Here is a 12,997-nt window from a genome sequence, read left to right as displayed (position 1 = left end):
GGCGGCCGCCGCCGCCTACCCGCCGGCACCCGCGCCGGGCGCCGTGCCCGGATCGCCTCTCAGATCGCCTGTTTAGCGCGCAGCCGGGCGATCTTCGCGTCGTCGTAGCCGAGCATGTCGCGCAGCACGTCGTCGGTCTGTGCGCCGAGCAGCGGCGGGGCGGTACGCGCGTCGGGCGGCGTCACGCTCATCCGGATCGGGTTGCGCACGAGCTTCGCGTCCGCGCCGCTCGGATGCGGCAGCGACACCTGCATCCCGCGCGCGACGACCTGCTCGTTGTCGAACACCTCGTCGAGATCGTTGATCGGCCCGCACGGCACGCCGGCCGCTTCGAGCGCGTCGATCCAGTCGGCCTTGCCGCGCGCCTTCACCATGTCCGCGAGGATCGGCACCAGCGTGTCGCGGTGGCGCACGCGCGACGGATTCGTCGCGAAGCGCTCGTCGTCGGCCAGCTCGGGCCGGCCGCCCGCCTCGACGAACTTGCGGAACTGCCCGTCGTTGCCGACCGCGACGATGATCCACCCGTCGCTCGTCTGGAACGTCTGGTACGGCACGATGTTCGGATGCGCGTTGCCCCAGCGCACCGGCGGCTTGCCGCTCGCGAGGAAGTTGGTGTTCATGTTCGCGAGCAGCGCGACCTGCACGTCGAGCAGCGCCATGTCGATGTACTGGCCTTCGCCCGTCCGGTCGCGGTGGGTGAGGGCGGCGAGCACCGCGATCGTCGAGTAGAGGCCGGTCGCGAGGTCGGCGATCGCGACGCCGGCCTTCTGCGGGCCGCCGCCCGGCTCGCCGTCGCGCTCGCCGGTGATGCTCATGAAGCCGCCGATCCCCTGGACGATGAAGTCATAGCCGGCACGATGCGCGTACGGGCCCGTCTGGCCGAAGCCGGTGACCGAGCAGTAGACGAGGTCGGGCTTCACCGCGCGCAGCGATTCGTAATCGAGCCCGTATTTCTTCAACTGGCCGACCTTGTAGTTCTCGAGCACGACGTCGCTTTGCGCGGCGAGTTCGCGCACGATCTGCTGGCCCTCGGGCGTGGCGATGTCGACCGTCACCGAGCGCTTGTTGCGGTTCGCCGCCAGGTAGTACGCGGCCTCGGCGGTATCCGCGCCGTCCGCGTCCTTCAGGTACGGCGGCCCCCAGTGGCGCGTGTCGTCGCCGGCGCCCGGGCGCTCGACCTTGATCACGTCCGCGCCGAAATCGGCAAGCGTCTGCGCGCACCACGGGCCCGCGAGCACGCGGGTGAGGTCCAGCACGCGGATATGGCTCAGGGCACCCATCGTCGAATCGTCTCCTTTCATGGCTGGCCTTGGCGGGCAAGGCGAATTGGCATGCCGAGCATCTTAAGGCGAATCGGCCATCCGGGTGGCCCAGCCGGGCCGTCCGGATGGCCGAGCCGCTTTGCCGGCGCTTTGCCCGGAAGCCGGCCCCGATCCCGTATAATCGACCGTTTCCGAATCCATGCCGCCGCGCGCCGTCCAAGGGCGCCGGCGTTTGAAGCCGTCTTTGCCAGACTGTCCCCGCACGCCATGAAAGCTGCCGAAATCCGCGAGAAATTTCTCAAATTCTTCGAATCGAAGGGCCACACGATCGTCCGCTCGTCGAGCCTCGTGCCCGGTAACGACCCCACGCTGATGTTCACGAACTCGGGCATGGTCCAGTTCAAGGACGTGTTCCTCGGCACGGACCCGCGTCCGTACTCGCGCGCCACGACGGCGCAGCGCAGCGTGCGCGCGGGCGGCAAGCACAACGACCTCGAGAACGTCGGCTACACGGCGCGCCACCACACGTTCTTCGAGATGCTCGGCAACTTCTCGTTCGGCGACTACTTCAAGCACGACGCGATCAAGTTCGCGTGGGAACTGCTGACCACGGTCTACCAGCTGCCGAAGGACAAGCTGTGGGTCACCGTGTACCAGGAAGACGACGAAGCCTACGACATCTGGGCGAAGGAAGTCGGCGTGCCGACCGAGCGCATCATCCGCATCGGCGACAACAAGGGCGCGCGCTACGCGTCGGACAACTTCTGGACGATGGGCGACACCGGCCCGTGCGGCCCGTGTACCGAAATCTTCTACGACCACGGCCCGGACGTGTGGGGTGGCCCGCCGGGGTCGCCTGAAGAAGACGGCGACCGCTACATCGAGATCTGGAACCTCGTGTTCATGCAGTTCAACCGCGACGCGCAGGGCAACATGACGCGCCTGCCGAAGCAGTCGGTCGACACCGGCATGGGCCTCGAGCGTCTCGCCGCGGTGCTGCAGCACGTGCACAGCAACTACGAGATCGACCTGTTCCAGAACCTGATCAAGGCCGCCGCGCGCGTGACCGAGATCAGCGACCTCACGAACAACTCGCTGAAGGTGATCGCCGATCACATCCGCGCATGCTCGTTCCTGATCGTCGACGGCGTGATCCCCGGCAACGAAGGCCGCGGCTACGTGCTGCGCCGCATCGTGCGCCGCGCGATCCGCCACGGCTACAAGCTCGGCCGCAAGGGCGCGTTCTTCCACAAGCTGGTGGCCGACCTCGTCGCCGAGATGGGCGTCGCGTATCCGGAGCTGAAGGAAGCCGAGCAGCGCGTGACCGACGTGCTGCGCCAGGAAGAAGAGCGCTTCTTCGAGACGATCGAGCACGGCATGTCGATCCTCGAGGCCGCGCTGGCCGACGTCGAGGCGAAGGGCGGCAAGGTGCTCGACGGCGAGCTCGCGTTCAAGCTGCACGACACCTACGGCTTCCCGCTCGACCTCACGGCCGACGTGTGCCGCGAGCGCGGGATGACGGTCGACGAGCCGGCATTCGACGACGCGATGGCGCGCCAGCGCGAGCAGGCGCGCGCGGCCGGCAAGTTCAAGGCCACGCAGGGCCTCGAATACACGGGCGCGAAGACCACGTTCCACGGTTACGAGGAAATCGCGTTCGACGACGCGAAGGTCGTCGCGCTGTACGTCGACGGTTCGTCGGTCAACGAAGTGAAGACCGGCCAGGACGCGGTCGTCGTGCTCGACCACACGCCGTTCTATGCGGAATCGGGCGGCCAGGTCGGCGACCAGGGCGTGCTCGCGAACGCCGCGACGCGCTTCGCGGTGGCTGACACGCTGAAGGTGCAGGCCGACGTGATCGGCCACCACGGCACGCTGGAGCAGGGCACGCTGAAGGTCGGTGACATGCTGCGCGCGGAGATCGACGCGCACCGTCGTGCACGCACGCAGCGCAACCACTCGGCCACCCACCTGATGCACAAGGCGCTGCGCGAAGTGCTCGGCGCGCACGTGCAGCAGAAGGGTTCGCTGGTCGACGCGGAAAAGACCCGTTTCGACTTCGCGCACAACGCACCGATGACCGACGACGAAATCCGTCGCGTCGAGCAGATCGTCAACAACGAAATCCTGGCCAACGCGCCGGGCATCGTGCGCGTGATGCCGTACGACGAAGCGGTGAAGGGCGGCGCGATGGCGCTGTTCGGCGAGAAGTACGGCGACGAAGTGCGCGTGCTCGACCTCGGCTTCTCACGCGAACTGTGCGGCGGCACGCACGTGAGCCGCAGCGGCGACATCGGCTTCTTCAAGATCGTCGTCGAAGGCGGCGTCGCGGCCGGCATCCGCCGCGTCGAGGCGATCACCGGCGACAACGCGCTGCGCTACGTGCAGGAGCTCGACGCGCGTGTGAACGAAGCGGCAGCGGCGCTGAAGGCGCAGCCGTCGGAACTCACGCAGCGTATCGCGCAGGTGCAGGACCAGGTGAAGTCGCTCGAGAAGGAGCTGGGCGCGCTGAAGTCGAAGCTCGCGTCGAGCCAGGGCGACGAGCTCGCGCAGCAGGCCGTCGAAATCGGCGGCGTGTACGTGCTGGCCGCGACGCTCGACGGCGCGGACGCGAAGACGCTGCGCGAAACGGTCGACAAGCTGAAGGACAAGCTGAAGAGCGCGGCGATCGTGCTGGCGGCCGTCGAAGGCGGCAAGGTCAGCCTGATCGCCGGCGTCACGCCGGATGCGAGCAAGAAGGTCAAGGCCGGCGAGCTCGTGAACTTCGTCGCGCAGCAGGTCGGCGGCAAGGGCGGTGGCCGCCCGGACATGGCGCAGGCAGGCGGCACCGAGCCGGCGAACCTGCCCGGCGCGCTGGCCGGCGTGAAGGGCTGGGTCGAAGAGCGGCTCTGATCGCCACGACCGATGCGATGCCGTCTCGTTGAAGGCGGCGTCGCTCGACATGAAAAACGGCCCGACCGGTTGATACCGGTCGGGCCGTTTGTTTGTGCGCGGCAAAAGCGGGGGCCGGCGGTTCAGACCGGCACGGCCACCGGCGGCTTCGCCGCGCCATCCGGCTGCCGTGCGGCTTCGGTGAGCGCATCGCGCAACGCGGCCAACGCCGCCGACGCATAACCCTGCCGCCACGCGAGCAGCGTGTCGATGCCCTCCAGCTCGGGGATCACGTGCGCGGCGATGTTGCCGGTCTCGGGCTGCAGGTCGAGCACCGACCGCGGCGCGACCGCGACGCCGGCACCTGCCGCGACACACGCGACGATCGCGTGATACGAGCCGAGTTCGAGCACGCGCGCCGGCTTGACGCCGTGCGCCGCGTACCACTGTTCGACGTACTTGCGATACGTGCAGCCGCGCTCGAATGCGATCAGCGTCGGCAGGATCACGTCGCGCGGCGTGCGCACCGGCGGATGGCCGCGCGGCGTGAGCAGCACCAGATTCTCGCGGAAGACCGGCACGGTCTCGAATGTGTCGGGCAGCGTGTCGGGTGCCGGCGGGCGCGCGAACAGCGCGGCGTCGATCTCGAAGTCGCGCACGCGCTCGATCAGCCAGCCCGTCGTGCCCGTCACCAGTTCGAGCGACACGTCGGGCCACGCGTGGTGATAGCGCGCGAGCACGGTCGGCAGCCGGCTCGCGGCCGTGCTCTCCATCGTGCCGAGCCGCAGCCGCCCGCGCGGCGTGTCCTCGCGCACCGCGTCGCGCGCCTCGTCGGCGAGCGCGAGCAGGCGCTCCGCATACGGCAGCAGCGTGTGCCCGGCCGGCGTCAGCACGAGCCGGCGGCCGTCGCGCACGAACAGCGCCGCGCCGAGTTCCTCCTCGAGCTGCTTGATGCGCGTCGTGACGTTCGACTGCACGCGATTGAGCTTGGCCGCCGCGCGCGTCACGCCGTTCTCGCGCACCACGGCCCGGAATATCGCCAGCGCCGCCAGATCCATGATTCTCTCCGAGCGATGAATGGATTCTCAATTATTCATTTTTCGAGAACGTTTGGTCAAGCTACGATGGAAACGTTCCGATTTCCGATCCGGCCGGCGCGTTCCGCGCGCGGCCCATGCCGCCATGTCCCGTTCCGATGCCCCGAGCGCCGCCGCCGGCGTACACCTGCCCGATGATGCCGACGCCGACCGCCGCGCCCGCGCGGCCGCGCTCGCCTGCATGATCGGGCTCGCGGTCGCGCTCGGCGTCGGCCGCTTCGCGTTCACGCCGCTGCTGCCGCTGATGCTCGCCGACGGCTCGATCAGTCTGAAGGCCGGCAGTTGGCTCGCGTCGGCGAACTACGCGGGCTATTTCGTCGGTGCGGTCAGCTGCGCGGCGGTGCGCGCCGCGCCCGCACGGATGGTGCGCGTCGGGCTTGCCGCCACCGTGCTGCTGACCGCCGCGATGGGCGTCGGCCATCTGTTGCCGGCGTGGCTCGTGGTGCGCTTCGTCGCGGGCGTCGTCAGCGCCTGGACGTTCGTGTTCGTGTCGCAATGGGGGCTGCGGCGGCTGGCCGAACTGCACGCGCCCGAGTGGAGCGGGGTGATCTACGCGGGACCCGGCGTGGGCATCGTGGTGACGGGGCTGATCGGCAGCGCGCTGGCCGGCCAGCGCGCGGCGCCCGGCTGGCTCGGTTTCGCGGCGCTGTCGGCCGTGCTGTCGATCGCGATCTGGCGCCCGTTCGGCAGTGCGCCGGTGTCGGCAGCCGTGCCGACGGCCGAGCCTGCCCGGCATGCGGCGACGGTCGCGGCACCGGACGACGCGCGGCGCCATCGGGTCGACGCCGCGTGGCTCGTCGTGCTGTACGGGATGCCGGGCTTCGGCTACATCATCACCGCGACGTTCCTGCCGGTGATCGCGCGCGCCGTGCTGCCGGCCGGCTCGCCGTGGCCCGACCTGTTCTGGCCGATGTTCGGCGCGGCGCTGATCGTCGGCGCGATCGCCGCTTCGCGATTGCCCGGCCACTGGGACAACCGGCTGCTGCTCGCCGCCGGCTGCGCGACTCAGGCGCTCGGGATCGCGGCGGGGATCGTGTGGCCGAACGCGGCCGGCTTCTCGGTCGGCAGCGCGCTGCTCGGCCTGCCGTTCACCGCGATCACGCTGTTCGCGATGCGCGAGGCGCGGCGGCTCCACGGAGAACGCGCGGCCGGGCTGATGGGTTATGCGACCGCGTCGTACGGGGTCGGGCAGATCCTGGGGCCGCTCGTCGCGGCACCGCTGGTTGCGCGGTACGCGTCGTTCACGCCGGTGCTCTGGCTCGCGGCCGCGGTGCTGCTGGCCGGAGCCGCGGGCTTTGCGACGATCGCCGTCGCACGCCGGCATCGCACGGGATAAATGAATAGGATTGCGATGTTTCAGCTCGCTAACGCTGATACACGTCTCTAATTGAACGAAAAATGCCGCGCTAATTTCGTACGTGCCCTACATACACGCGGACTATCGATCGGTAGCATGCCCCGAATTATTTGATTGCCGGCGAGTATCCGGCAACTCGATTCAGGGTGCCGTGACGCATGTGGGTAGAACCAATCAGAATCGTCGTCCGTTGTCGTGACGACATCGACCGTTTTCCGGCGGCGGGCCTTCGCGCTGCCGATGAGTATGCCGGGGTGATCGGCGCTCGCGGCATGCGGCGAGCGACCGCCGGCGTCGGCCGCGCGATGTGCCTGTCGCTGCTGTGCGGAGCGGGTGCCGCGAGCCTGTTCGGCCACGCGTATGCGCAGGCGCCGAACGCCGGCTCGGCGATGCGCGACATCGAGACGTCCCGGCCGAACCTGCCGGCGGAAGCCGCACCCGACCTTGAGATCGTGCCGTCCGGCAGCGCTGCGCAGGCGCCTGCCGAAACCGGGGCACGTGTTTGGGTGCGCAGGTTCGAGGTCGGCGGCAATACGGTATTCGACAGCGCAACGCTGCAGGCGCTCGTCGCCGATCTGGCCGGCGATGCGCTGGGCTTCGCCGATCTTCAGCGCGCGGCCGAGCGGATCTCCGCCTTCTATCGCGCGCGCGGCTACGTGCTCGCGCGAGCCTATCTGCCGAAGCAGGAGATCGACGACGGCGTCGTGCGCATCGAAGTCGTCGAAGGCCGCTACGGTCGCATCGAGATCCAGAACCATTCCCGCGTATTCGACGCCGTGCTGCGCCAGCCGCTCGCGGCACTGCGCGCGGGCGACGTCGTCCGTGGCGCCAGTCTCGAGCGCAGCCTGCTGCTGCTCGACGATCTGGCGGGCGTCGGCGCGCGCGGCACGTTGCGTCCCGGCGACGCGCCAGGCACCACCGATCTCGTCGTCGAGGCCGGGCGCGCGTCGCCTGCTTCCGGGGCGCTCGAATTCGACAACTTCGGCGATCCGTCGACGGGGCGTTACCGCGTCGGCGGCAGCGTCGACGTCAATGCGCCGCTGCGGCTCGGCGATCGCCTGAGCCTGCGCGGGCTCGTCAGCAATGAACGGCAACGCTATTACCGCGCCGCCTATCAGGTGCCGGTCGGACCGGCGTCGACGCGGTTCGGGGTGGGGTATTCGTCGCTGCGCTACCGGCTCGCCGGCGGCTTTTCCGATCTCGACGCGAGCGGGCGCGCGAGCGTGCAGACCGTGTACGTCGCGCAGCCGATCGTGCGCGCACGCAACGCGGGCCTTACGGCCCAGGTTCAGTACGAGAACAAGAACCTGCATGACGAATACGGCGTCTTTTCGTTGCGCAACGACAAGAACGTCGGCCTGTGGACTGTCGCGCTCAGCGGGAACAGCCAGGACGGCTGGCTGGGCGGCGGTCGCAACGGCTTCTCGGTGATGTTCGGCGTCGGGCGCTTGCGCAGCAACGATGCGCTCGGAGCGAACGAGTTGACGAACGCGATCGGCAGTTTCACGAAGCTGAACCTGAACCTGCAGCGCATTCAGGCCGTGGGCAGCCGGTTCCAGGTGTACGCGCAGGTCAGCGGCCAGCTTGCGTCGCGCAATCTCGATTCGTCGGAGAAATTCAGCCTCGGCGGACCATACGGCGTGCGCGCGTATGCGCTCGGCGAAGGCAGCGGCGATCAGGGTTGGCAGGCAAGCGCGGAACTGCGTTATCTCGCCGCGCCCGGATGGCAGGTCAGCACGTTCGTCGACGCGGGCGGCGTGCAGCTCAACCGGCATCCATGGACGCGCGAACGGAATACGCAGCACATGCAGTCGGTGGGCTTCGGCGCGAGCTGGTACGGCTCGACCCGGCAGGTGTCGCTGACTGCCGCATTGCCGCTCGGCAGGGGCGGCGACTCGCCGACCCGCGCGCCGAGCGTATGGGTTCAGGCCGCTCAGTATTTCTGAGCGAGCGTGATCACAGTCCGTCTGGCAAGACGGTCTTTCTTGAGTAAATTGAAGAGGATCCCAAAATGAATAAAGCCTACTCGTTGGTATGGAATGAAGCGCAGGGAGGCTGGTGCGCGGTCGGGGAAACGGCGCGCCGTCGTGGCAAGTCGAGCGGCGGCAAGCGCCTGCTCGCGGCGGGCGTGTCGCTGCTGGGTCTCGCGGCGTCGGGCGCGTACGCGCTGCCGACGGGCGGCGTGATCGAGTCGGGAAAGGCGAACATCGACACGTCGGTGGACGGCAAAACGATGTCGATCCACCAGCACACGGACAAGCTGATCACGAACTGGCAGGACTTCAGCGTGGGCAGCGGCGAGCGGGTGTCGTTCAAGCAGCCAGGGAGCCAGTCGATGGCGCTGAACCGGGTGCTCGGGTCGAACGGCAGTCAGATCCTGGGTCAGCTCGACGCGAACGGCCGGGTGTTCCTGGTGAACCCGAACGGGGTGATGTTCGGTGCGGGTGCCCAGGTGAACGTGGGCGGTCTGGTGGCGTCGACGCAGAACCTGTCGGACGCGGATTTCCTGGCGGGGCGCTACCGGTTCGCGGGGACGTCGAGCCAGTCGGTGCAGAACGCGGGGACGATCACGGCGGCGGACGGCGGCAGCGTGGCGCTGTTGGGCGCGCGGGTGTCGAACACGGGTGTGATCCGCGCGCAGATGGGGCGCGTGGCGCTGGGCGCGGGCAATGCGTTCAACGTGAACTTCGACGGCCAGGGGCTGCTGAGCCTGCAGGTGGAAGGCGGGGCGGTGGACGCGCAGGCGCACAACGGCGGGCTGCTGCAGGCGGACGGCGGTGAAGTGCTGATGACGGCGCGCGCGGCGGGCGGTCTGCTGGGTTCGGTGGTGAAGAACAGCGGCGCGATCGAGGCGAAGGGCCTGAGCAGCCGCGACGGGAAGATCACGCTGGACGGCGGCCAGGTTCATGTCGGCGGGAAGCTCGACGCGAGTGCGCAGGACGCATCGACGGCAGGCGGCGCGGTGACGACGCGTGGCGAGCGGGTGACGGTGGCGCGCGACGCGCAGGTGGATACGCGCGCGGCGTCGGGCCGCACGGGCCGGTGGACGATCGAGGCGGCCAACGCAGGGGTCGGCTCCGGAGCCAACGCGATCGACGGGGAGACGCTGTCGCGCAACCTGGGCACGACGAACGTCGCGTTGACCAATACGTCGGGCGATCTGACGGTGAATGACGCGGTGACCTGGACGGGCGACAACGCGCTGACGCTGACGTCGCAAAAGGGCAACGTCGACCTGAAGCAGTCGCTGACGGCGAGCGGCGCGAACGCGGGCGTGGCGGTGAATGCGGCGAAGCGCGTCCGTATCGGCAACACGTTGGCGCTGACGGGCGAAAACGCGCACCTCGAGCTGAATTCGGGCAGCGGGCATACGCTGGCGAACGACGGTGCGGTGGTCACGCTGTCGGGGCGCAATGCATCGTTCTCGGCAAACGGGGAAGCGTATCGCGTGATTCATGACCTCACGGGGTTGCGCGACGTCGACGGCAACCTGAACGGCCGTTACGTGCTGGGCAATGCGATCAACGGCAACGGCGCGCAGTTCCGCAGCCTCGGCGGCAACAGCAACGCATTCGGCGGCGTGTTCGACGGCCTCGGCAATACCATCGGCAACCTGTCGGTCGTGAATCCCGGCGCAGCCTTCGTCGGGCTGTTCGCGAGCAACGTTGGCCGGATCTCCAACCTCACGCTGGAGAACGTCAGGGCGCAAGCGTTTGGTCAGCCCAATCGCACTCCCGTCAGCGTGGGCGCATTGGCAGGCGCCAACGCGGGCAAGATCTCGAACGTGAAGGCGAAGGATGTGTTCGTGAGCGGCGAAGGCCTGACGTATGTCGGCGGCCTGGTCGGCAGCAATCTGAGCGGTTCGATCGATCGCGCGTTCGTGTCGGGCCGGGTCGAAGGCGACAAGAATGCGTTGGCGGTTGGCGGCCTGGTCGGCGAAAACCGCACGGTCCTGTACCCCGACCTCGGCGATGCGACCATCGCGAACAGCCGCGTCGACGTTCAGGTGAGCAGCCGCTCGGCGGGCGGCACGGGCGGCCTGGTCGGGGTCAACCGGGGCATCATCGCGGGCTCGTCGGCTGCGGGCAGCGTCAACGCGCCGGGCAGCGGCGGGCGTGTCGGCGGTCTCGTCGGCTTCAACGAAGGCGGGGACAAGGCAGGACGGATCAAGGCCTCTTCGTCGAGTGCGACCGTGAAGGCGGGCCGCTACGCGACGGCGGGCGGCCTCGTCGGCTACAACGCCGCATCGATCGAAGCGTCCGACGCGAAGGGCAGCGTGACCGTGGGCGACAACGCGAAGGCTGGCGGTCTGGTCGGCGAGAACGGAAACGGCGGCACCCTTACCGCGTCCTCCGCGGCGGGCGACGTATCGGCCGGTGCGAACAGCAGCGCCGGCGGGCTCGTCGGCAAGAACGCCGGCACGGTGGCGAGCGCCAGCGCGAGCGGGGCCGTGACCGTCGACGGAGCCGGCGATGCGGGCGGTCTGGTCGGACGCAATGACGGCAGCGTATCGTCGTCGAGCGCATCGGGTGACGTCGTTGCCGGAACCGATGGCAACGTCGGCGGACTGGTCGGCATCAACTCCGCTGGCGCATCGATCAATGCGTCGGACTCGTCGGGTTCGGCAAAGGGCGGTGATTACAGTTGGGTCGGCGGTCTCGTCGGCAACAACGCAGGCAGGATCGCGTCGTCGTCGTCGTCAGGCAAGGTGTCCGGCGGGCGTAATGCGCGGCTGGGTGGCGTGGCGGGTGGAAACTTCGGTACGGTCGAGAACTCGAGCTCGAGGAGCCGTGTTGCGTACACGGCCGGTTACGACCAGTTCTACGGCGGGCTGGTCGGCCTCAACATCGGCTCCGTGCGCGGCAGCAGCGTGAGCGGAAGCGCGGCGGCGGTGCCGGTCGCGGGCCTCGATTTCGGCGACATCCGGAACTGATCGCCGCATTCCGGGAGGCGGTGTTCGTGGTGGTGATACACGCTTTCCGGGAACGTCGAGCCATTGCGGCTTCGATCCGACACCCGCCCGGCGTGCGTGCCTGACGGGATGGCCGGCCGGCGATGGCGGCACGTATGCCGTCGCCGGTGGCCTTGGTCGCGGTCGTGCCGCGCAAAGGGGGCTTCACGCCGAGCCGTGAAGCCCCCTTTTTCGTGGTGTGCCGCGCGCGCGGGGGAGCGGCAACGGTCGGGATTCGGCACGCGTCGCGCGAGGGGCGGCCACTGTCGTCCGCTTTCACGGGCGACGGCTTGCGGCCGGCAAACTCGCTAGAATGAGGCCTTTCCCGCGCCCGCCAGATCCCCATCGATGACCACCGCCGACTACCGCTTCTGCCCGCGCTGCGCGAGCCCGCTCACCGAGCGCGCCGATCCCGACCATGAAGGCGGCCGCGTCCGCCAGGCCTGTCCCGACGACGCATGCGGCTACGTGCACTGGAACAACCCGCTGCCGGTGGTGGCCGCGATCGTCGAGCTCGACGGCAAGATCCTGCTTGCGCGCAACGCGGCCTGGCCCGAAGGCATGTTCGCGCTGATCACCGGCTTCCTCGAGAACGGCGAGACGCCCGAGGACGGCATCGCGCGCGAGGTGTTCGAGGAAACGGCCCTGAAGGCCGAGCACGTGTCGCTCGTCGGCGTCTACGAATTCATCCGCAAGAACGAACTGATCATCGCGTACCACGTGCGCGCGTCGGGCACGGTCGCGCTGTCGCCGGAACTGCTCGAATACAAGCTCGTCGATCCGCCGCTGCTGCGCCCGTGGCGCGCCGGCACGGGTGTCGCGCTCGCCGACTGGATGCGTGCGCGCGGCCTCGATTTCGAATTCGTCGACCGGCCGGGCCAGTGACGGGCCGGCCAGTCGGGTTGCCGCCGCCGTGCCGCGAGCGATCGCGGCGCCCGGTTTCTTGCCGGTGCGCCGTGCCACGCGGCCGCCGCGCTTCGTCCTCAGCGCTTTCATCGTCCTGACCGCCATCGCCATGTCCGACAAGCCGCAACCGCGTCCGCGCGACGCCTATCGCCACTTCCTGCCGATCACGACCCGCTGGATGGACAACGACGTCTACGGGCACGTGAACAACGTCGTCTACTACAGCTACTTCGACACGGTCGTGAACGAATACCTGATCCGCGCCGGCGTGCTCGACGTCGAGCACGGGCAGACGATCGGCCTCGTGGTCGAGACGCAGTGCAACTACTTCGCGCCGCTGGTGTTTCCGCAGTCGGTCGACGCGGGCTTGCGGGTCGTGAAGCTCGGCACGTCGAGCGTGCGCTACGAGGTCGGGCTGTTCGCGCAGGGCGACGCGTCGCCCGCCGCACAGGGGCATTTCGTGCACGTGTACGTCGATCGCGGCACGCGCCGCCCGGTGCCGCTGCCCGACGCGCTGCGCGCCGCGCTCGAGCCGCTCGCGGCCTGACTTCGC

At 69.0% G+C, this 12,997-nt stretch carries 8 protein-coding genes; 6 read left to right on the top strand and 2 right to left on the bottom strand.

The features are described 5' to 3' along the window. Positions 1–59 precede the first annotated feature (59 nt). On the bottom strand, positions 60–1,280 hold the full coding sequence (locus DPV74_RS10505; RefSeq protein WP_027787756.1) for a CaiB/BaiF CoA-transferase family protein: 1,221 nt from the start codon (positions 1,278–1,280) through the stop codon (positions 60–62). 249 nt (positions 1,281–1,529) lie between these two features. Here DPV74_RS10505 and alaS point away from each other — a divergent pair, with 249 nt between their 5' ends. Then, on the top strand, positions 1,530–4,154 hold the full coding sequence (gene alaS, locus DPV74_RS10500) for an alanine--tRNA ligase (protein WP_119337111.1): 2,625 nt from the start codon (positions 1,530–1,532) through the stop codon (positions 4,152–4,154). 122 nt (positions 4,155–4,276) lie between these two features. On the opposite strand, the gene DPV74_RS10495 is transcribed toward alaS, so the two are convergent. Next, on the bottom strand, positions 4,277–5,191 hold the full coding sequence (locus tag DPV74_RS10495) for a LysR family transcriptional regulator (protein ID WP_119337110.1): 915 nt from the start codon (positions 5,189–5,191) through the stop codon (positions 4,277–4,279). 124 nt (positions 5,192–5,315) lie between these two features. On the opposite strand from DPV74_RS10495, the gene DPV74_RS10490 reads away from it, so the two are divergent. The 5 genes from DPV74_RS10490 (at position 5,316) to DPV74_RS10470 (ending at position 12,991) form a co-directional block, all read left to right on the top strand. Then, entirely contained in the window at positions 5,316–6,566 is a 1,251-nt protein-coding gene (locus DPV74_RS10490) for a YbfB/YjiJ family MFS transporter (protein WP_119337109.1), read from the top strand. 293 nt (positions 6,567–6,859) lie between these two features. Then, positions 6,860–8,533 (top strand): ShlB/FhaC/HecB family hemolysin secretion/activation protein, encoded by a 1,674-nt coding sequence (locus DPV74_RS10485; RefSeq protein WP_374708961.1) that lies wholly within the window; start codon positions 6,860–6,862, stop codon positions 8,531–8,533. Positions 8,534–8,598: 65 nt separating this feature from the next. Beyond that, positions 8,599–11,520, top strand: a complete 2,922-nt coding sequence (locus tag DPV74_RS10480) for a GLUG motif-containing protein (protein WP_119337108.1) — start codon at positions 8,599–8,601, stop codon at positions 11,518–11,520. Positions 11,521–11,886: 366 nt separating this feature from the next. Further along, positions 11,887–12,423 carry an NUDIX domain-containing protein gene (locus tag DPV74_RS10475; protein ID WP_027787752.1) on the top strand — a complete coding sequence of 179 codons (537 nt, stop codon included), beginning with the start codon at positions 11,887–11,889 and terminating at the stop codon, positions 12,421–12,423. Positions 12,424–12,553: 130 nt separating this feature from the next. Then, positions 12,554–12,991 carry a thioesterase family protein gene (locus tag DPV74_RS10470; protein ID WP_027787751.1) on the top strand — a complete coding sequence of 146 codons (438 nt, stop codon included), beginning with the start codon at positions 12,554–12,556 and terminating at the stop codon, positions 12,989–12,991. The last annotated feature ends 6 nt before the right edge of the window (positions 12,992–12,997 follow it).

This window comes from Burkholderia sp. HAN2018 (assembly GCF_024704855.1).
Classification (GTDB): Bacteria; Pseudomonadota; Gammaproteobacteria; order Burkholderiales; family Burkholderiaceae; genus Burkholderia; species Burkholderia cepacia.
The sequence above is the reverse complement of the archived record's forward strand: the minus strand, read 5'-3'. Positions and strand labels throughout refer to the sequence as shown.